The sequence below is a fragment of the Psychrobacter immobilis genome, assembly GCF_904846065.1.
GTDB classification, from domain to species: Bacteria; Pseudomonadota; Gammaproteobacteria; order Pseudomonadales; family Moraxellaceae; genus Psychrobacter; species Psychrobacter immobilis_H.
Genome location: NZ_CAJGZV010000001.1, coordinates 2198470 through 2218535 on the forward strand (window position 1 = coordinate 2198470; position 20066 = coordinate 2218535).

The window sequence follows — 20066 nt, forward strand, 5'->3', positions numbered from 1 at the left end:
TACCATTGATAAATGCCTCATCCCATTAGCAATCTTTAACTGTATTTGACATATTATGAGTGAATCACTATTACGCACCGCCGCCATTCCTGTCACTGATCCTGAAGCGGGTCTACGTTTGACAGAAATCTTTTATTCTTTGCAAGGTGAAGCGCTGACCTCAGGCTTGCCAACGATATTTGTACGCTTGACTGGCTGTCCACTTCGCTGTGTCTATTGCGATACTGAATACGCCTTTACTGGCGGCGAGCGGCAGTCGCTAGAAACCATTATAGAGACCATCAAAAGCTATCCTTGCAAGCGTATTTGTCTGACTGGCGGAGAGCCTTTAGCTCAGCCGAACGCCATTGAACTAATGAAGCGCTTACTGAGCGACGGTTATGAAATCTCGCTTGAAACCGCAGGCGCGCTCACGGTAGCAAACGTGCCAAAAGCGGTCAGTAAAGTCATGGATCTCAAAACGCCAAGCTCAGGCGAAGTCGATAAGAATCTATGGTCAAATCTCGACCACCTCACTCAGCATGACCAAATCAAGTTTGTCATCATGAACCGTACTGATTACGACTGGGCAAAAGCCATGTTGATCGAGCATGAGCTAAACGATTTGGTCGGAACGGTTTGGTTCTCTCCGATGTTTAATGTCGCAGAGGATATCGACGACGACGGCAGCCCCGATGTACCTTTGTTGGCGCGCGAACTCGCAGAGTGGATGTTGGCTGACGCTCTGCCCGTACGCTTCCAATTGCAACTGCATAAAATCATCTGGGCAGATGCTAAAGGCAAATAATAGCCCAATCATCTAAATGGATATTCAACATAAATAGCGACCCAAGGATAGGAATATAGGTATGGTCAAACTCATTTTATTGGGCTTATTATCGGGGGCATTTTTTAGCTCGACGTTTGTGTTAAACGAAGTTATGAGTGCGGCTGGTGGGCATTGGTTTTGGTCAGCTAGCCTTCGCTATGCATTTATGTGGCTAATACTCACGGCTATTATAATTATGCAGCATGGTTTTGGGCGTATTACAGAGCTGATGACTATATTCCGTCAACATTGGGGCTTTTGGTGTATTACGGGCAGTATTGGTTTTGGAATTTTTTATACAGGAATATGCTACGCGGCTGATCATGTCGCAGGCTGGGTAGTCGCCGCGACCTTTATGTTTACAGTGGTCGCAAGCCTACTCGTTTTGCTAGCATTCGGACAACGTTTTGATAAAAAATTCATTGCATATGCGTTATTAGTATTTGCTGGCGTGGTACTGGTCAATATCAGTGAAGGACTGCATGCTGCTTCTTTGCTAGATGCTGATGCAGTGCCTATGAAAGATATGCTGCTTTATGGTGCCGTGCCTGCCCTAGTAGCTGCCTTTAGCTATCCCATTGGTAACCAGTTGGTTTGGCAGGTATCTTACAACGCTCGCAAGCGTAATGCCGCGCCTACTAGCACTCAAAAAATTGATATCCAAGCCAACGAGATTAGTAAAAAAACAACCTCACTTATTACAGAAGCACCTGCGTTGTCAGCCGATATGAGTTATACGGCGGACGCGGTCGATTCCTTAAACCTTAACCACCCCACTCAAACCTTGCCGAGCTCTTTGCTGCAAACTTTAATCGCACGTATACCTGCTATCAAAACCACCCTCCTACAAAATGCCTTTAACAAAGTATGGTTAATGACCTTGGGCAGTCTGCCATTTTGGTTGGTTTTGGGTCTTGTCGTTCATCCGGATTTGCCTGATACTAAACAGGTATTCAATACCTTACTTGTGGCTTTATTGGCAGGTGTGGCGGCAACCAGTATCTTTTTATATGCCCGTGAAAAAGCGGAAACTTCAAGCGAAGTGGCTGGGGTTGATGCCACTCAGGCAAGTGAAGTGATATTTGCCTTAATTGGCGGTATGCTATTGCTCAATAATACCCTGCCATCAGCTATGGGCTTAATAGGTATTGCTCTGATTATCGTTGGGCTTATTCTATTTGCAAAAGATGGCTAAACTACTACCTAAAGTTAGGTTAACTCTATTTAAATTATTGATATAAACAACTTCAAAACCAAACTAGTCCAGCCCAGCCCAGCCAATCTATTTTGATGGCCATTATATTGGTAATATAATCATGGTTAATGATTTAATTTTTCCTGATATTTTATTATATTTATTAGATATGGTTGGTGTGATTGCTTGTGCGATCGCAGGTACACTGCTGGCACAGCACAAAGGCTTTGATATTGCTGGCTGTATCTTGGTTGCGATGGTCAATGCTATCGGCGGCGGTACACTACGTGATATGGCGCTAGACCGTCATCCGCTCTTTTGGATGACTGACCTCAATTATGTGATCGTCATCACAGTGACATCGCTTATTTTACAAATATTCTTTCATCTGTATCATAAGATTGATAAGGCATTGAAGCTGTTTGATGCCATTGGGTTAGCGGCTTTTAGCGTGATTGGTTTTAAGATAGCATTGACACAAGATATGTCAGCTATTATCGCTATTATGATGGGGGTTTGGACGGCTATTATTGGTGGTCTGCTACGCGATATCATCTGTAATGAGATACCACTGTTACTTCAACGCGAGATTTATATCTCTGCTAGTATTGTAGGTTCGATCACTTATCTGCTGCTTGACCGTTTGGGTGTAGATGCTGGATTGAATGAATTTATTATGCTGGGCGTTATCTTTGCTGTACGGATGCTAGCATTGCGTTTTGATTGGCACCTGCCTTCTATACGTTTGGTGAAATAAGACCGATTCATATGGTTTAAACACTAGGGCGTGTCCTCAATTCAATCGTTTACTTTCTAAATGGCCTAAAAATAGCTAAATTTTGCCAAACATCGTCAAATAGCTTCTTAATATCTCAATATTATTTGCGCTACTTTCCTTGTTTGACGGCAATTTATCTCATTTTTATCATCATTTTTGAAATGAGAACACGCCCTAAGCTCTACTGCATTGGCTTATAATAATCAGACAATCATCATACAAACTTAGTGAGACTTGCTCATGCTGGCTATCGCATTGAACCCTTCAGCACTAATCACTACGTTTGACCCACGCTCTCTCATTTATCTTTTTGATATGATTGGTATTATCGCTTGTAGTATTTCAGGCACGATACTGGCAAAACATAAAAATTTCGATGTTTTTGGTTGTTTACTGGTGTCTATTGTCACCGCTATCGGTGGCGGCACTGTGCGTGATGTCATTTTAGATCGCCACCCCCTATTTTGGATGGTGGATATGAGCTACCTGACTGTTATCACCCTCTCTTCATTAGTGATGCAAATATTCTTTCATCCCAACTCTAAACGCGTTAATAAGTTCCTCAAACTCTCAGATACTATTGGACTGTCAGTTTTTACCTTAATCGGTATCAAGGTTGCCGATAGTATGGGTGCAAATGTGCCCGTGGCATTATTACTTGGGGTGATTACCATCATTGTCGGCGGTATCATCCGCGATATGATCTGCAATGAGATTCCGCTGGTGTTGCAGCAAGAGATTTATATTTCGGCAGCCTTGGCTGGCGGCATCCTCTATTTCGCACTACACAATCTGGGTGTGACAGCTTGGATTGCTGACATCGCTACTATGGGTACGATTTTTACCTTACGCATGCTCGCTATTCGTTATGACTGGCAGTTTCCAACCATCGAATGGAAATACTAAAAAAGCGTCAACCTTAAACAAAGTCGACGCTATATTTGCTACTGGTTGAGTATCTTATAATAAGATAATGCCATCATTCCTGTATGACTGCTAAATCCCTTACCATCAACTGTAGACTTTGTTTGCCGTTCCACTCGTTGATGTCTAGCTGAAATAATACATGCGCTTTTTCTGCACGATAATCCCATATCTCGCTATCAAAGTTAAAATAAATTGCTTCAATCGGATATTGTACATCAGGGTAACGCAGCGAAAGCTTAAGGTGCTTATCTTTTAATATCTTAAAGCTTAACACTTCAAAGACCCCATCAAATATTGGCGGTGCAAAGCCATGACCCCAAATATTGGCATCAGCTAGGTGTTCAGCAAACCACAAGCTAAAGTCACTCGCCTGCAACGCGCCATCAGTGAATTTTTGCTCTGCAAATATCTCTTCATCCATCTGTGCCATGACGTCATTAAAAGCCATAACAAACCCATCAAAGTTACGGCGTTTGATCGTTAAGCCTGCTGCCATCGCATGACCACCAAAATGACTGATTAAATCAGGATGGCGCTCGGCAACCTGCTCAATCGCATCACGAATGTGCACGCCAGCGATAGAACGCGCCGAGCCTTTGATAGGGTCATCTTCAGCGGTACGCTCTGTATCCGCAGGCGCAAAAACGATACTTGGCAAATAATGACTTTCTTTTAACCGTCCAGCGACGATGCCGATGACACCTTGATGCCAATCATCTTGGTATAAAACGATACTGCGTTTATGATTATTATTCGTCTTTTTCTCAGATCTATTTTGAACAATAACATCGCCGCTTTCACGGTTATCCGCCGTAGCCTCATCGTCCATGTCTGTATCCGCAGCGGCTAATGTCTGTACGATGTTATCCGCTTGCGCGCGCATCTCACCTTCTACCTGTCGACGCGCCCGGTTTAACTGCTCAAGCTCTTGCGCCAAACGCTGCGCCGTACTCCAGTCATCCGTCAACAAACACTCAATACCGATGCGCATATTGTCCATACGACCAGCGGCATTGATACGAGGTCCTAAGACAAACCCAAAATCTTGTGCCTGCAACTGTTTAGGATCTCGCCCTGCTTGTTCAAGGAGTGCCAAGATACCGAGCGAGCAGCGCCCTTGGCGGATAGCCGCCAGTCCATGATGCACTAAAATGCGATTGTTTTTATCAAGCACCCCAACGTCGGCAATCGTTCCTAATGCCACCAAATCCAAATATTGACTCACTTGCACGGTAGATTTACCAGCTTCGCGGCGCAGCTTAGCCAAGCGTCCAAGCACATAAAATGCCACACCCACTCCTACGAGCGCTTTACTGCTGAAGTGACAATCGAGCTGATTGGGATTAACCACAGCCTCCGCAGGCGGTGTTTCTTTAGTCGTCAAATGATGATCAGTAATAATCACGGTGATACCATCGGCTTGCGCACGAGCCACGCCTTCATGGCTTGAGATACCATTATCGACGGTCACTATCACCTCAGGATGATACTTCTCAATACCCAATTCGACAATTTCTGGTGTCAAACCATAGCCGTACTTAAAACGGTCGGGCACTAAAAAGTCAACGACTGCCCCCATTTTTGTAAGCGCACGCATCATTAATGCGGTACTGGTCGCACCATCACAGTCAAAATCGCCCACGATAAGGATACGCTGACCGTCATCGATGGCGACGTCTAACAGACGCACTGCTTCGGTGACACCATGTAGCATTTCGGCTGGCAATAGCGCAGAGAGTTGCGTCTCTAGCTCATCAGGCTGAGTAATGCCGCGACCTGCATACAGGCGGGCAAGCGTCAATGATTGGGCGGCAAGTGGTTGCAGCGCGGCGGGCAACTCGTCGATGCGAGTGCTGGTATAACGGGGGGTTAAATTTAGCATGTGCATATTCTACTGGCTTTAGCAGAGGGTCACAATGACAATTTTTGGCGGCTTGGTTTATCGTTTTTTGTTGCAGTAAATTGTGATAAACCATATTTTAATACTAGCATAGAGCAAATAATTCATACTCTGTGCATATAATATGCATAATATTTCATTTACAAAAACGGTGTATAGCGACTGCATTTTTCTGCATTTTGCTACAAAGCAATGATTGTATGCCGCTCAGAAATCCATAAAATGGTAAGCAACTGAGATACTTGCTATCTATTGAGATTTTTTATTTTAACCATTTATAATATAAGGATGCTTTATGAAAACCACACCACTGGCTGAAAAACTACCAAATACCATTGACCCTAGCTTGGATCTTGAACAAGTAAAAAAGGAATGTCAAAAGTTGGTCAAAAAACGCGCCAAATATTCTGCTGGTGTTGCCATCGTTCCTGTACCATTTTTTGATGTCGCAGTAGACGCAGGTATGCTTACTCAACTATTACCTGACATTAGCGAGCGATTCGGCTTACTTGAAGACCGTAAGGCGGCAGTTGACTTAGAATCACGAGCCATTCATTGGGGCGCATTAAAAGATCGTACTGTCGATTTTGCAGGGTTGATGGCGACTCGTGGTATTGTTAAAAAGACCGTACAAGGCTTTGGTGGTCGTATTGCTGCCAAACAAGTAACGAAATTCATCCCACTAGGGGGGCAAATGGTTGCTGCTACAATGGGCTATATGATTTTCAAAAAAATCGCCAATGACCACATCAATGAGTGTTACAAGCTTGCAAAAGATATTCAGCAAAAGCAACACGGTAAAAATGTCTAAAACAGTTAAAAAACCGACATTAACTTTATAAAATAAAACCAGCTAAGAGCCATTGCCTTAGCTGGTTTTTTTGTGCTGAGCTACGCATATATGGGTTTGAATTGGCTGCTTTGTGCAGAATGCTATTTAGCTAAATAGTATTTACGGTAGAAAATAATAGACACGCTACCCAAATATAGCAATACTTCATGAACAATTCACCTGCCTTATTGATTAAAATCGTTAAAGTAAGATGAATTTTATTTTTGGATTATGGTATGCCAAACTTTAGCGTAGATAGTTATGAGCTCACGTCAACACTGATATTGCTATTGGGTTGCATCATTCTTTTCATCGCCAATATTTCGGCGGCATTTAATGACCGTTTTGATGATTGTTCGTGGGAACACCTCACCACTTGGTTATTTATCGTCGGTGGTTTATTGATGATTGTCGGCTATATTGGTTATAAAGCCTATGCATATTATCACCCTTATGCGTGGCTGGATTGATAACGACAAGCTTTGATAAAAAAAGCTTTATTCAATACTAATAATAGTTGGTGGTGTTATTGATAAGTTTTGCTGATAATATACGACCTGCTTGGAGAAAATACGTGTCAATTAGCAAACATCAACTCGTACCAAATGCCAGTTTCTATTAAGCATAAACCTTAAAACCAATAAAAATCTTAAAGGATCAGACCCATGAAAAAAATCTTAATATCAACGGCTATGCTCGCTACCCTCGCTCTATCTGGATGCACAACGACTGGTGGCATGAATAATAATGCAGGTACTGCTATCGGTACTGCCAATGAGATTGGTATGAATGTCTTTAAATCAGCGATTGATAACCAATGCCGCAGTCAGATTGAAAAGCAAACTGCTTGGCGTGTGGCTAGCGTGGCTATGACCGACACACAACAAGAAGCTGTAAAAAGTAATGTTTGTGGCTGCGTCAGTGAGCAAGCGCCGCAGCAAGTGACACTCGTTGAATTGGGCAATGCTGCTATCGATTCGCAATATCGCACACAGCTGGTCACGAAAGTCGTCGCAAAATCTCTACAAAGTTGCTATACCAGTTTTATGAAATGAAATGAAATAAAATATGATATATCTACTGATGTGTGGTAGATATGGTTGCACAACATTCAAGTTTTAAGACATTAAAATAAGACCATAAAAAGGGTGCGTTATAAATAACCCACCCTTTTTATTGCTAAGTCTTTGTACCATCACTTATCTTATTAACTTGGCTTAGAACTTGTTTTTGTCGACTGGATTCTGTGACAAAGCTGCTGTAAAGGGCAGTATCTTGCTGCGACTAAAATACTTAGAAGAGCCATCGATAATCTTATCTACTTCTTTGATCAAATCATTAATAACGTCATCATAAACGCCATGATATAGTTCAGTTTCGAATGCCGTAAAGGGATGCTTACGTGATGCCGAGCCGACCTCTGTCACGCCTTGCTTACTATAAAAAATATCGACTCGACCATCACTGTTGAGTACACAATTTAATACTCCGCCCTCCAGCTCCATCTCTACTCGCTCAGGCATAAAAATATAATCATCTACATTGATGAGTTTTTTTTCTACTTCTCTCTTAAAAAATGATTTGATATCAAACATGGATATATCCCTGACCTTAAAATTATAATATACGTTAGCACACCTGATTTTACAGCCACTGTCCAGCATGTAATCTGCTGCTTGTTCATTCGTGCTTTATGAATCAATACTATAAGATGACGTGATATTTTTTAAGACAGGATATGTAAAACTGCGTTTGATGTTGGTAAAAATAGAATGTTAGCTGTGGCTCCTTTATCCTATTGCAATAAAAAAGGGAAGCTGTGCACTAGGGCGCGTCCCCTTTTTTAATGATGAAACTACTCTATCTGGCTTAATCACACCCAGCCTTTCTCACGAAACGATTTCAACACCTCAACAAACACTGCCATCTCATCAGGTCTGCCAAGCGTCAAGCGATTAAAGCCAGTGATAGGCGCAAACTCGCGACCAACAGCGATGCCATGGTCACACATCCTATCGATATAGGTTTGTACATCGCCTTTGATCTCGTGGAATATAAAGCTGGCTTGTGATGGTAAGTAGCGTAGTCCAAGCTCATCCAATGTCTGCTCAACCAGCTGACGCGATTGATTGGCAGTATGCAAACTCAACGCCAAAAACGCCTCATCATCCAAGGTTGCTATCGCAGCGACAGCACCAGACAGATTGGTGTTATCCACTGAGATAAACGCCTCTAGCTCAGTGATCATTTGCGGACTGGCAACGGCATAGCCGACACGCATACCCGCTAGCGCACACAGTTTGGAGAAAGTCCGAACCACGACAATATTGTCTGAGCGCTGCGCTCTTATCCACGCAATCCCACTCTCAAAACTTGGGTCAGTGACATATTCTGAGTAGGCTTCATCTAGCAAGAAATAATGATGGTCTGGTGCCGTTCCTACCCACGCTTTTAACTCATCTGTGTCAGTAATCGTCGCTGTAGGATTGTTGGGATTGCAGAGATAAAACAAGCTTATACCATCAAAATCATCAGCCACTTTTTGCATATTTTGTAAATCAAAAGAATAGCTTTCAGGCATCAGTGCTACTTTTACCACGGGCACATTGATAGAGGTTGCATATAGTTCCGCATAAGCAAAGGTTGGGTGCGGCACAATTACTTGGAAGTTTCTGCCTTCTCTTAACGCTTTGTTTTGCAGCATTTGTACGACGGTGCGGATATTCTCACTGGAGCCGCTGCCTAGAGATGTTTGACTTTCAGTCACGTCATTAATTTTCGCAACTTTAGTGATTAAAGCTGCACGCTGGTCATCTGGATAACGAAAGCCGATATCTAAAGCATCGATAACCGCTTTTTTGGCAGAGTTTGCCATGCCCAATGAGTTTTCGTTAGAGTTTAATTCTATTAATGGATTGGTAAGCACAATAGTAATACGCCTAATTGATACCCATACCAAATATGCGATGAACAATGTCAAACTCGCTCAGCCAGCGGACCGTAGCACTTGCGCTCGTCTTTTTTGCTACTCTGATTATTTAGTAGGGTTTATATATGGATGGTGAGATGCATTCGGATAATAATGGTTATGGTAAGTGGCATTTACCCTGATTACAAGCGCTCTGAGCGATGAAACTCGTTAGCGGCTGTTATGAGTAAGATGCTCATTTATTGATAGTATCCGTTAAATAAAAAAGAGCCACCCTATAGGCAACTCACTTTGTAAAATTCTTAGCATTTTTGCTAAAACTAGGGCGTGTCCTCATTTTAAAAATGGTGATAAAAATGAGATAAATTGCCGTTAAACAAGGAAAGTAGCGCAAATAATATCAAGATATTAATAAGCTATTTGACGATGTTTGGCAAAATTTAGCCATTTTTAGCCCATTTAGCAAGTAATCGATTGAATTGAGGACACGCGCTAGTCTTGCTAGTTTATCAATATTTCAAATTATCAATTTTTTAATGCACTACTTAGACCCAGCCTTTTTCACGGAACAGCTTTAATACTTTAATAAATGCTGCCATCTCATCAGGCGTTCCAAGTGTTAGACGGTTGAAACCTGTAACAGGTGGGAACTCGCGACCAACCTTGATGCCATGGTCGCGCATTCTATCGATATAAGTTTTTAAATCACCTTTTATCTCATGAAAAATAAAATTGGTCTGTGAGGGTAAATAACGCAATCTAAGGTCATCTAATACTGTCTCAATCATCTGGCGCGACTGATTGGTATTGCGCAAACTTAGCGCTAAAAACTTGGTATCATTTAGCGTGGCAATAGCAGCAACCGCACCTGACAAGTTGGTGTTGTCCATAGACATAAACGCTTCGACAGCCTCGATTGCTTGCGGGTTAGAAACCGCGTAGCCCACTCGCATACCGGCTAAGGCACATAACTTTGAGAAAGTATGAATAACAATAAGATTGTCTGATAACCCTTGTTTCACCCACTCAATACCGCTCTCAAAGCTTGGATCTGACACATACTCCAAGTAAGCTTGATCTAATAAAAAGTAATGGTTATCTGGTGCATCACTTATCCAAGTTTTAAGCTTTTGCGTTGATGTAATGATGCCAGTTGGGTTGTTTGGATTGCAAATATAAAGTAGGCTGATGCCATCAAAATCGTCAGCTGCTTTTTGTAATTCATCAAAATCATAATCATAGTTTTCAGCAGTTAATGGTATCTTGACCACAGGCACGCCAATGGAATTTGCATACATCTCTGCACAATCAAACGTTGGCACAGGAATCACCATCTGAAAATGCTTGCCCTCTTTTAATGCTTTGTTTTGCAACATTTGTAAGGTAGCTCGAATATTTTCAGTCGAGCCATTGCCTAATGAGATTTGGTTTTCTGCCACACCATGGATGGTGGCAATTTTGCTAATGAGCGCTGCGCGTGGATTATCTGGATAACGAAAGCCCTCGCCTAAAGACTCTATAATGGCTTGTTTGGCAGAATCTGCCATACCTAGTGAGTTTTCATTCGCATTTAATTCTAAGAATTTATTATTTTGCATGATGGATTATGTGCCTCAACGTCCGTTGTTATAAGTTCATATTGCTCATTGATATCATATTAAGGGGCATTTAATATAAACACAAGTTTTGATATGACCAATTATTAGTTATTAATAATCTCAAACAAAAGCGAGGCTATCTTGGTCATAAGAAGACCATAAAAAAGGTGAGCTGCGCCATTAGCAACTCACCTTTTTGTTAGATACAAACTGATATTAACAGCAGTTCAAATAACCTATTAGATCAAATGCGCCTTTAATTCGAGCACTTTATCACGCGTTTTTGCAGCATCTTCAAACTTCAAATCACGTGACATCTGCTTCATAAGCTTTTCAAGACGATTGATTTCTTTCGCCAGCAAATCAGGACTGCGTAAGATACTAATATCGACATCAGGCAGATTGCTCTTGATAGGAATCACTTGATTGTCATTGGCATTCTGATCGTCACCCGTATCGATTTTATCGGTGATACTGCGACGCGCCCCTTTTGGTGTGATGTTGTGCTCAAGGTTAAATGCTACTTGTTTTTCACGGCGACGGTCGGTCTCGTCTATCGCCTTTTGCATACTGTTAGTGATGCGATCAGCATACAGAATGGCTTTACCGTTGATGTGACGCGCGGCTCGTCCAATGGTCTGAATCAAAGCACGCTCAGAACGCAAGAAGCCCTCTTTATCGGCATCAAATATCGCGACCAATGACACTTCTGGCATGTCTAACCCTTCACGCAAAAGGTTAATGCCGACCAGTACATCATGCACGCCAGTCCGCAACTCATGAATGATTTGCATACGCTCAACGGTATCAATATCCGAATGCAAATAGGCCACTTTGACATCGTACTCTTTCAGATAACTGGTCAAATCCTCTGACATGCGCTTGGTCAACGTGGTAATCAGCACGCGCTCATCTTTTTCTCGGCGCTTAGTAATCTCTGATAACACATCATCGACCTGCGTCAATACAGGACGAATCTCAATCTCAGGGTCAATCAAACCCGTTGGACGCACGACTTGCTCGACCACTTGCTCGCTGTGCTCTAGCTCATACAACGCAGGCGTGGCACTGACATAGATTGTCTTAGGCTTGATACGCTCCCACTCTTCAAACTTCATCGGACGGTTGTTCATCGCACTTGGCAAACGAAAGCCATAATTGACCAAGTTCTCTTTACGTGATCTATCGCCTTTATACATTGCACCGATTTGCGAAACAGTGACATGTGACTCATCAAGGAACAGCAGTGCGTCTTCTGGAATATAGTCAAATAAGGTCGGCGGTGCTTCTCCTGACGGACGACCGGAGAGGTGCTGCGAATAGTTTTCGATACCGTTACAGTAGCCGAGCTGTTGAATCATCTCAAGATCATACTGAGTACGCTCTTTAAGACGCTGTGCTTCAATCAGTTTATTGTTTTCACGGAAATACTCTAAACGTGGCTCAAGCTCAGCACGGATGGTATGACTGGCAGCTTCTAGTTTATTACGCGGCGTCACATAATGCGATTTTGGATAGATAGTAATACGTGGCACGCTACGTACCGTCTTACCTGTTAATGGATCAAACCAAGTAATTTTCTCCACTTCATTATCAAATAAATGCACACGTACCGCCAGCTGCTCAGACTCAGCAGGATAAATATCTAACAGCTCGCCACGCAGCCGATACGTACCACGCCCAAAATCGAGCTCGTTACGCGTATATTGCATTTCAACAAGACGTTTAATGGTAGCAGTGCGATCAATTTTGTCCCCAACGACGACGTGCAGCAGCATTTTTAAATAACTTTCTGGATCACCCAAACCATAAATGCACGAGACCGAGGCGACGATAATTGCATCACGGCGCTCTAGGAGTGCTCGCGTCGCTGACAGGCGCATCTGATCGATATGATCATTAATAGCGCTGTCTTTTTCGATAAAGGTATCACTCGCCGCGACATAGGCTTCCGGCTGATAATAGTCATAATAACTGACGAAATACTCAACGGCATTGTTCGGAAAAAACGACTTAAACTCACCATATAACTGCGCGGCAAGCGTTTTGTTATGCGCCATGATAATGGTTGGACGCTGCGTCTCAGAGATGACCTTTGCCATGGTATAGGTCTTACCAGAGCCTGTTACACCCAGTAGTAACTGCTCATCCATACCAGAATTAATACCGTTGACCAGCTTTTCAATCGCTTGCGGTTGATCGCCTGCTGGCTCAAATTCGGTAACCATCTCAAAAGCACGACTTGATATTTGCGTCCCAGACGCATTGACACCACTAATTTCAGCTTCACCTTGGAGCTGAGTGGCCAATTGATTTAACTGACGCGACGAGCGCGGTTCAGGCATTCGCATAATGGCTTTCTTCTTCTGAAGGTTTATAACAATGTGGGGTCTAAGCTAGGGTTTTTAAAGGTAATTAAGGCTTTTATCTTGTCATCTTCTCTTACAATATTAGCATCTATATATGACGTCACACGCCCTATTTATAACGAATAAATAGTACCTTCGTTATAAAAAACGCACACAGCAACTACTAAATTTACAAAGCTTTTCATGATTAACAAACTCATTACACGACCACCTAATAAAGCCTAAAGCTTGAGGCTTTCAATCTTCATTTAAGCTGCTATTATTTATAACGAATCAACAAGTAGTTCATTAGTAAGATACCAATAACAACAAATGAGATTTTCATTAAAATAATACACATAACGGAGTAGAACATGAGAGAACGTTACGCAAGTGGAATAGATGACGCAACCGCAAAGAAAATGATCGACTTATTGAACGCTAATCTAGCGAATCTCATTGATTTGAGTATGGACAGTAAGCAATGTCATTGGAATTTGCAAGGTACTGGCTTTATCGGTGTTCATCAGTTATTAGATGATACTTATGGTCGCTTGACTGAAGCTTATGATACGGTCGCTGAGCGTATTGTTATCCTTGGCGGTAAAGCCAATGGTATCTCTAAACGCGTCGTTGAGGACTCTATCCTAGAGACTTACCCTACTGATATCACTGAAGTCGATCAGCATGTTCGTGAGCTTACCAATCGTTATAAGACCATTGCGGCATCATTGCGTGAAGGGATTGATGCTGCTGGTGATGCGGGTGACGAAGATACCGCTGACTTATTAACAGAAATAAGCCGTACTGTGGATAAAGATGCTTGGTTCATCGGTGCCAATGCGCCAAAGAAATAATATCTTTGTACTCAAACCAGTTATATCAATAAGAGAGTCTATATCAGCAAAAAAGGTCACTTTTATAGTGACCTTTTTTGTGTGTACGAACTTATGTTTAATGATTTATGTGTAATAACTTTAAGATTCACGCTCAGAAACGGGCTTTAAAATAGTTAAATTATCAGTTATTAGCTGTCAGTTAAAAAACACCTTGGATTATTTGTTGCATCTGCGGTAAAAGCTCATCCAGCTGTGCCTCAGTTTCACTAGTATCATCAGGCAAGGATTGCTGTAAAAAAGCGGCGGTAATTTGTGGTTGCTTAGCAAGAATACTTTGCCCCATTTCTGTATCATAAAAATCAATTTGGGCATCAACTTCCGCTTGCGTATAGTAAGTTTTTGCCGCCTTAATATATGCTTGCGTCAACGTCTGCTTGTCAGTGGTATCGCCGATAGTATTGGTCATTATCTTGGCATATTGACCTAGCACTTTTTGAATCTGCTCTTGTAGCGCCTGTTGGCGTTTATTTAAGTTACCATCACCTACTGACTCAGTACGATTTTGCGTTTGTACATTGATAGCATTAATAGCCGCTTGTTGCCCGTTAACGATAGATTCTATTTGCTCATCAATGTGCATCACTTCCATCAGCTTAACGATAGACGTATCTGTTGGGGAAATATTATTATTCATAAAAGCGGTATTGTTAATAGAAGCGCTATTCGCACTTATTCTATTGATACTTACGCTTTGCTGTTGAGCAGACCCATTATGAATTACCAGCTCAGCCTGTGCTTGAGTCAGACTGGCTACTGCGCTAATAGTGACAACGGCCATACTTAATGAGCGAACCATGATTGAACGCCCAACAGGGCTCTCTATAGCAGACTGAAGACTTAGTTTCATATTAGTTTCTCTTTATCAGGCATCTTGGTTATAACTATTGGGTAAGCTCAAAGTTTCGGCATTGGGTACAGATAATGTCAGGATAGCTTCCTGAAATAAAGGATTCGCACGGAACTGACTTTCAATAATTTCGAATTTTTGGGCAATCTCTTTTTCTTTTTGATTACCAGCGATATCGACTGCCGCCACCATAAATATCTTTTTGGGTCCCACCCACTCCAAATGTAAGTACGACACACTATCTATATCTGGATGATTGAGTAACTCGCTCAATGCATAGCCATGTATCCTCTCTGATACTTTATAACCGACCAAAAAGTCACGGTTACGGCTAATTAAAAAGATGGCTACCGCACCCAATAATATTCCGACAATGATAGAGCCGAGCGCATCCCAAAACGGCTGTCCCGTATAAGCATGCATACCCATGGCAGCAGCAGCGACAACCAAGCCAATGACAGCTGCCAAGTCTTCAAAGAATACGCCACGTAAAGTTGGGTTTGACGTATCGACCACATAGCCAATGGCGCTGACATTTATCGCTTCACCATGCTTTTTACTTTGTAAGTAAGCTTGCCCTAATGAAAACCCTTCGAGCACAAACGCAATCGCCAATACAATGAAACCGATGGTATAGTTGGTCTCGCTTTCCGCAGCATTCCACTCGGTGATACCAGTATAAATGGAGACAATCGAACCTGCCATAAAGACACCAAAAGCGGCAATCATCGACCAGACATAAGCTTCTTTGCCATAGCCGAGGGGATGGCTTTCATCAGCAGGTTTGATCGCCTTTTTCTCGGCGACGATTAATAAGGTACCGTTACCTGCATCTGCCCACGAATGCGCTGACTCTGCGATCATAGAAGCAGAACCCGTCATAAATGCTGCTACCGTTTTGGCAATCGCAATGATAATGTTGGCTCCAACGGCAATTAATACCGTTACCAATGAAGCGGAATGTTGCTTGTCTTTATTAGTGGTCGACTTAGCAGAACCGTCTAATACAGAACGAGAATCACTATCAGAAGTGGTATCTTTAATGAGCGTACCAGTGCCTCGAGCACGACTATTATGCGGCGCTGACTGATGAGAAACAGGAGTGTGTGACTCGGCTTCCGATGGTTTTAAGCTCATAATAATCTCGATATAGGCTTTTTGAACGCAGATATATATATTTAACCAGATTAATAGACCGTATATTGAAAGCCGTTTAACTGACTGTACAAGGTCTATTTGTCTTAACGATCATGAAGATTAGCCAGCTCACCAATCATATCTCCTATATCACAACTGGGTCGATGCGAGCTTTCCAGACGCAGGTTTTTACGCTCTAGTGCGGCATCGGCGCGGCATTGCTGCATGGGATTTTTGATATCAAGTGGCGGCGCAGGTGTGGGCTTGCCATTATCATCGATAGCGACCATCGTAAAATAGCAGCTGTTGGTATGGCGTACAGTACGGGCTCGAACGTCTTCTGCTTCGACGCGAATACCGACCTCCATTGAAGTATTCCCCACATAATTAACACTTGCCGCAAAGGTAACCAATTCGCCAACATATATAGGCTCACGGAACATCACTTGGTCAACAGACAGCGTCACCACATAATTGCCGCTATAGCGACTGGCGCAAGCGTAAGCGACTTGATCTAGCATCTTAAGCAAATCACCACCATGCACATTGCCAATAAAATTCGCCATATCAGGCGTCATGAGTATCGACATATATAGCTCATGATTTAATGGGGCTTTTTTGGCAGTCGAGCTGGTATTGTATTGCGGCATAAAAATCCTTGAATGATTTAGGGCGTGTTAATAGTAAGTATCATTTATACAGCAGCTCACAAGAGAGCACAAACGGCACTCTGTCATTGAATGGTCTAGGTTATGTAAATCTTAAGCTATTTAACTTTAGCTCAACCAATGAAAACGATAAGCAAGCCAAGCAACAATGGCGCTCACTGAACCTGTCAAGATACCACCCCAAGCAAAATCAACCAACGCTGTATCCAGTGTAAAACCTTTGTACAACGCTAAACTGGTAAAGTCATAAGTACCGTAGGCCATCAGCCCTATTAAGCCACCAAGCAAGAATATATGACCAATCGAAGCGCCTGCTTTAATTTGTGGATATAAAATCAAGACACAGAGAGCCAGTAGATAAAACATATAGAACACGCCAGCAGCAATCATGTTTGGCTCATCGGCAAGCAGATGCCCGATACGCTTTTCATAAAATAAGCCAGTCATAGTCTTGAGCCAAACTGCGTCAATACCCAAAAATATAAGCACAGCAGCCAGATATATAAATACATAACCCATAACCACATCCTTTTAATTAGCGTTTTTTAATCCCAGCTTGTTTCCATAACTGCTTGTTAAGTCAGTGTTTGTTAAGACACTACCTGTTGAAACGCAACTTGTTAAGACGCTATGTTTCGTTTGGAGGCGTCTTGGCCATCACCGTTGTTGGCATTACCGCTTTCATGAGAATTCATAATATCGTGAATCAGGCGGCTGCTTTGCTCATCGGTGAGAGTGTCATGAGAAGACAAATCAGAGAAATGCCTCACATCAATATTATCCGGCTTCACTGCGGTCAACTGTACCACGCCGATAGTACGCTCTAAAAACCCACCTTCACAGTAACAAAAATAAAAATCCCACAAGCGAATAAAGGCATCATCATAACCAAGCCCCTTAATTTCTTCACGCTGTGCCATAAACGCCGCACGCCAGTCGCGCAAGGTATGAGCATAGTCAAAACCGTAATCATGTAGCTGCTTGATGACCATATCGGTTTGTTCCGTAAACTGTGTATTCAGCTCTTGATTAGACAGCAAACAACCACCAGGGAAAATGTGCGTCTGGATAAAATCAACTGAATTAACATAATCTTGGTAGTTTTGATCGTTAAAAGTAATCGCTTGCAGCACCATCAGCCCTGTGGGTTTGAGCAAGCTATTACATTTGGCAAAAAACGTCGGTAAGTACTCGTGCCCAACGGCTTCAATCATCTCGATACTGACTAGCTTGTCGTACTGCCCTGTCAGCTCACGATAGTCTTGCTTCAGCAAGGTAATTTTATCAGACAGTCCTGCCGCATCGACTCGGCGCTGCGCCTCATCATACTGGGCATCAGAGATGGTCGTCGTCGTTATGTGACAGCCATAATGTGTGGCGGCATAAATAGCAAAACCGCCCCACCCTGTGCCAATTTCTATCACATGATCATCAGGCGTCAATTGTAATCGCTGGCAAATGAGCGCCAGTTTATGCTGCTGTGCTGCGCTCAGTGATACATCAGGCGTACGATAGACTGCTGCTGAATACATCATCGTATCGTCCAAAAACCGCTGATACATATCATTGCCCAAATCATAATGCGCTAAAATATTGGACTTGGCACCAGACTGATCATTGCTACGTAGCCGATGCTTCGCTTTTTCAAACGCCTTACTCACACCTGCAAAACGATTTTCTAACTTATTCAACACCGCCAAGTTACGCGCTGCCAACCGAATCAGCCCTGTCAAATCGTCCGTATCCCACTCACCATTAATATAGCTGTCTGCTAGCGCAATAGAGCCGCCAAGCAACAGCTGCCGATAGACAGCAGGATCATGAATCATCAAGGTGACGTGTAGTGAATGGCGACCCACTGCCGAACTGCTCGCGACACTATCGGATACTTTACCAAAGCTAACGGTATTAGGTGCTTGCTCATCGAATGCTTCGACTATAGTCAAGCTACCAAACTGGATATGCGCTAATGCACGAAAGATGAGTTTTCTTGCCAATTGATTCATTCCCGCACTGACGGGCTGAAAAATGGCGCGCTCATTGACGACCTTACTCATCTGTGCGGTCAATTTTCCTAATGTCGAAACGGGTGCTCGGTCGGTTGGTCGTGCTGACATCGTATATTCATCCTTGTTTAAATGCTCTATGCTTAAGCGTTAAGCTGATAAATTTCTTTGGCTGGTCGTTAGCCCTACAACTATCAAAGAATATCTTTTGGAGTCGGTGCTTTGTTCTGTTGGCTATCGGCCAGTTTTTCATCATAATGAATATAAGGCACTTTTTTAATCGCATAAAGCTTGAAAGCATGCCAATAAATACGGGTTACAGAGGTCATGTTCATTAGCGGATTTTTTCGCAGACTGTTACGAATCGTTATGGCGGTCATTGGAACGCCAGCCATTTTTATACCCGTTTTTAATACCTCACCGCGCGCATCGCTGATATCGATAGCAATACGAACTTGCAAGCAATTATCCGGCTGCTTTTTTACCTTAACCTGCCAACGATATAGCTGATCGATCGGGTTAAAAGGTGAGACATGAAAATCTTTATTATGACAAAATTCAGTATTCGCACCATTGAGTGTAAACCCATAATAATGGCGCTTATCCCATGGTGTATTAGAGACTTCTGCCAATAAATGCGACGGTATCTGCTGCTCATCGAAACCTAAGTAAAAATTGACTGGACTAAAATATATGCCCGCATTGCGGCAAACGAGCATTCCAATAATATCGCCTGTTGGCGCACTACCCGTTTGCTCAGTAAACGCTTGGTTTAAGCGATGATTAAGTGCTTGAACAGAATTTGAACGACCATTATCCTGCTTATCATTTATTAAGTAATTACTTAGGCTATTTAGCTCTTGTAAAGGTAGACCTTGTAAGTAATCATCAGGACAAAACTGCTGCAAGGCTTTTTTCTTTGCTGAGAATAATGGCAATCCTTTGACCAGACGCCCTTTTGAAAGCAACTTTTTTAAAAGCTTATTTTTGCTACTAATACCTGTACTGACTTCAGGAAGCTCCAGCCCTTTAGCCAATGCGCTGATATTGATGCCCCAATAACGGTATGGGTACGCAAATTTATGCACACTTGGCAGTAACCGACTGTGCCAAGTCGTCCCATGGAACAACTGATGGGGTAACAGCTTATTAGGCGTGTCGGTTTCAATAGACATAGCACTCTCTTAAATAGTG

19 protein-coding genes are annotated in these 20066 nt (G+C 42.6%); 8 read left to right on the forward strand and 11 right to left on the reverse strand.

The genetic code is table 11. From position 1 onward, the window contains the following. The first annotated feature begins 55 nt into the window (after positions 1 to 55). From queE to JMW64_RS09040, 4 genes are all read left to right on the forward strand, one after another. Complete coding sequence (gene queE / locus JMW64_RS09025; RefSeq protein WP_201554309.1) at positions 56 to 787, forward strand: 7-carboxy-7-deazaguanine synthase QueE; 732 nt, start codon at positions 56 to 58, stop codon at positions 785 to 787. 61 nt (positions 788 to 848) lie between these two features. After that, positions 849 to 2003 carry a multidrug resistance efflux transporter family protein gene (locus JMW64_RS09030; RefSeq protein ID WP_060491479.1) on the forward strand — a complete coding sequence of 385 codons (1155 nt, stop codon included), beginning with the start codon at positions 849 to 851 and terminating at the stop codon, positions 2001 to 2003. Positions 2004 to 2124: 121 nt separating this feature from the next. Continuing rightward, positions 2125 to 2760: a trimeric intracellular cation channel family protein gene (locus JMW64_RS09035; protein ID WP_045451292.1), complete on the forward strand. Its 636-nt coding sequence runs from the start codon at positions 2125 to 2127 to the stop codon at positions 2758 to 2760. A gap of 261 nt (positions 2761 to 3021) precedes the next feature. After that, the gene (locus JMW64_RS09040) at positions 3022 to 3687 is read left to right on the forward strand and encodes a trimeric intracellular cation channel family protein (RefSeq protein ID WP_045451289.1); all 666 of its coding nucleotides are present in this window, start codon (positions 3022 to 3024) and stop codon (positions 3685 to 3687) included. Between the two features lie 73 nt (positions 3688 to 3760). On the opposite strand, the gene recJ is transcribed toward JMW64_RS09040, so the two are convergent. Then, on the reverse strand, positions 3761 to 5590 hold the full coding sequence (gene recJ, locus JMW64_RS09045) for a single-stranded-DNA-specific exonuclease RecJ (RefSeq protein WP_201554310.1): 1830 nt from the start codon (positions 5588 to 5590) through the stop codon (positions 3761 to 3763). A gap of 313 nt (positions 5591 to 5903) precedes the next feature. Here recJ and JMW64_RS09050 point away from each other — a divergent pair, with 313 nt between their 5' ends. The 3 genes from JMW64_RS09050 to JMW64_RS09060 all read left to right on the forward strand — a co-directional run bounded on the left by JMW64_RS09050 (position 5904) and on the right by JMW64_RS09060 (position 7495). Next, positions 5904 to 6419, forward strand: a complete 516-nt coding sequence (locus JMW64_RS09050; protein ID WP_055123847.1) for a hypothetical protein — start codon at positions 5904 to 5906, stop codon at positions 6417 to 6419. A gap of 257 nt (positions 6420 to 6676) precedes the next feature. Next, positions 6677 to 6910 (forward strand): hypothetical protein, encoded by a 234-nt coding sequence (locus JMW64_RS09055; protein ID WP_201554311.1) that lies wholly within the window; start codon positions 6677 to 6679, stop codon positions 6908 to 6910. Positions 6911 to 7105: 195 nt separating this feature from the next. Further along, positions 7106 to 7495 (forward strand): hypothetical protein, encoded by a 390-nt coding sequence (locus tag JMW64_RS09060; protein ID WP_045451282.1) that lies wholly within the window; start codon positions 7106 to 7108, stop codon positions 7493 to 7495. Positions 7496 to 7657: 162 nt separating this feature from the next. Here JMW64_RS09060 and JMW64_RS09065 read toward each other — a convergent pair whose 3' ends face one another. From JMW64_RS09065 to uvrB, 4 genes are all read right to left on the reverse strand, one after another. Further along, positions 7658 to 8035: a hypothetical protein gene (locus JMW64_RS09065; RefSeq protein ID WP_055123844.1), complete on the reverse strand. Its 378-nt coding sequence runs from the start codon at positions 8033 to 8035 to the stop codon at positions 7658 to 7660. A gap of 278 nt (positions 8036 to 8313) precedes the next feature. Continuing rightward, positions 8314 to 9366, reverse strand: a complete 1053-nt coding sequence (locus JMW64_RS09070) for a pyridoxal phosphate-dependent aminotransferase (RefSeq protein ID WP_227694154.1) — start codon at positions 9364 to 9366, stop codon at positions 8314 to 8316. 548 nt (positions 9367 to 9914) lie between these two features. Then, entirely contained in the window at positions 9915 to 10967 is a 1053-nt protein-coding gene (locus JMW64_RS09075; RefSeq protein WP_201554312.1) for a pyridoxal phosphate-dependent aminotransferase, read from the reverse strand. Between the two features lie 239 nt (positions 10968 to 11206). Next, complete coding sequence (gene uvrB / locus JMW64_RS09080) at positions 11207 to 13318, reverse strand: excinuclease ABC subunit UvrB (protein WP_025652097.1); 2112 nt, start codon at positions 13316 to 13318, stop codon at positions 11207 to 11209. Positions 13319 to 13689: 371 nt separating this feature from the next. Between uvrB and dps the strand changes: the two genes are divergently transcribed. Further along, entirely contained in the window at positions 13690 to 14172 is a 483-nt protein-coding gene (dps, locus tag JMW64_RS09085; protein WP_045451268.1) for a DNA starvation/stationary phase protection protein Dps, read from the forward strand. Positions 14173 to 14353: 181 nt separating this feature from the next. Here the strand turns inward: dps and JMW64_RS09090 are convergent, their stop codons facing one another. The 6 genes from JMW64_RS09090 to JMW64_RS09115 form a co-directional block, all read right to left on the reverse strand. Continuing rightward, positions 14354 to 15061: a DUF2059 domain-containing protein gene (locus JMW64_RS09090; RefSeq protein WP_201554313.1), complete on the reverse strand. Its 708-nt coding sequence runs from the start codon at positions 15059 to 15061 to the stop codon at positions 14354 to 14356. Positions 15062 to 15076: 15 nt separating this feature from the next. After that, positions 15077 to 16198, reverse strand: coding sequence for a cation diffusion facilitator family transporter (locus tag JMW64_RS09095; RefSeq protein ID WP_193007306.1), 1122 nt, complete (start codon positions 16196 to 16198; stop codon positions 15077 to 15079). Between the two features lie 104 nt (positions 16199 to 16302). Beyond that, positions 16303 to 16848, reverse strand: a complete 546-nt coding sequence (locus JMW64_RS09100; RefSeq protein ID WP_045451264.1) for an acyl-CoA thioesterase — start codon at positions 16846 to 16848, stop codon at positions 16303 to 16305. Positions 16849 to 16974: 126 nt separating this feature from the next. After that, positions 16975 to 17385, reverse strand: a complete 411-nt coding sequence (locus JMW64_RS09105; protein ID WP_060491490.1) for a DUF2177 family protein — start codon at positions 17383 to 17385, stop codon at positions 16975 to 16977. 101 nt (positions 17386 to 17486) lie between these two features. Further along, positions 17487 to 18983, reverse strand: coding sequence for an SAM-dependent methyltransferase (locus JMW64_RS09110; protein ID WP_201554314.1), 1497 nt, complete (start codon positions 18981 to 18983; stop codon positions 17487 to 17489). An 83-nt stretch (positions 18984 to 19066) separates the two neighbouring features. After that, positions 19067 to 20047, reverse strand: coding sequence for a DUF1365 domain-containing protein (locus JMW64_RS09115; RefSeq protein ID WP_201554315.1), 981 nt, complete (start codon positions 20045 to 20047; stop codon positions 19067 to 19069). Between the last annotated feature and the right edge of the window lie 19 nt (positions 20048 to 20066).

What these genes read in the sequence shown, in the direction of transcription:
- queE (WP_201554309.1), top strand. Translation starts at nt 56, where the DNA reads ATGAGTGAATCACTATTACGCACCGCCGCCATTCCTGTCACTGATCCT.
- JMW64_RS09030 (WP_060491479.1), top strand. Translation starts at nt 849, where the DNA reads ATGGTCAAACTCATTTTATTGGGCTTATTATCGGGGGCATTTTTTAGC.
- JMW64_RS09035 (WP_045451292.1), top strand. Translation starts at nt 2,125, where the DNA reads ATGGTTAATGATTTAATTTTTCCTGATATTTTATTATATTTATTAGAT.
- JMW64_RS09040 (WP_045451289.1), top strand. Translation starts at nt 3,022, where the DNA reads ATGCTGGCTATCGCATTGAACCCTTCAGCACTAATCACTACGTTTGAC.
- recJ (WP_201554310.1), bottom strand. Translation starts at nt 5,590, where the DNA reads ATGCTAAATTTAACCCCCCGTTATACCAGCACTCGCATCGACGAGTTG.
- JMW64_RS09050 (WP_055123847.1), top strand. Translation starts at nt 5,904, where the DNA reads ATGAAAACCACACCACTGGCTGAAAAACTACCAAATACCATTGACCCT.
- JMW64_RS09055 (WP_201554311.1), top strand. Translation starts at nt 6,677, where the DNA reads ATGCCAAACTTTAGCGTAGATAGTTATGAGCTCACGTCAACACTGATA.
- JMW64_RS09060 (WP_045451282.1), top strand. Translation starts at nt 7,106, where the DNA reads ATGAAAAAAATCTTAATATCAACGGCTATGCTCGCTACCCTCGCTCTA.
- JMW64_RS09065 (WP_055123844.1), bottom strand. Translation starts at nt 8,035, where the DNA reads ATGTTTGATATCAAATCATTTTTTAAGAGAGAAGTAGAAAAAAAACTC.
- JMW64_RS09075 (WP_201554312.1), bottom strand. Translation starts at nt 10,967, where the DNA reads ATGCAAAATAATAAATTCTTAGAATTAAATGCGAATGAAAACTCACTA.
- uvrB (WP_025652097.1), bottom strand. Translation starts at nt 13,318, where the DNA reads ATGCGAATGCCTGAACCGCGCTCGTCGCGTCAGTTAAATCAATTGGCC.
- dps (WP_045451268.1), top strand. Translation starts at nt 13,690, where the DNA reads ATGAGAGAACGTTACGCAAGTGGAATAGATGACGCAACCGCAAAGAAA.
- JMW64_RS09090 (WP_201554313.1), bottom strand. Translation starts at nt 15,061, where the DNA reads ATGAAACTAAGTCTTCAGTCTGCTATAGAGAGCCCTGTTGGGCGTTCA.
- JMW64_RS09095 (WP_193007306.1), bottom strand. Translation starts at nt 16,198, where the DNA reads ATGAGCTTAAAACCATCGGAAGCCGAGTCACACACTCCTGTTTCTCAT.
- JMW64_RS09100 (WP_045451264.1), bottom strand. Translation starts at nt 16,848, where the DNA reads ATGCCGCAATACAATACCAGCTCGACTGCCAAAAAAGCCCCATTAAAT.
- JMW64_RS09105 (WP_060491490.1), bottom strand. Translation starts at nt 17,385, where the DNA reads ATGGGTTATGTATTTATATATCTGGCTGCTGTGCTTATATTTTTGGGT.
- JMW64_RS09110 (WP_201554314.1), bottom strand. Translation starts at nt 18,983, where the DNA reads ATGTCAGCACGACCAACCGACCGAGCACCCGTTTCGACATTAGGAAAA.
- JMW64_RS09115 (WP_201554315.1), bottom strand. Translation starts at nt 20,047, where the DNA reads ATGTCTATTGAAACCGACACGCCTAATAAGCTGTTACCCCATCAGTTG.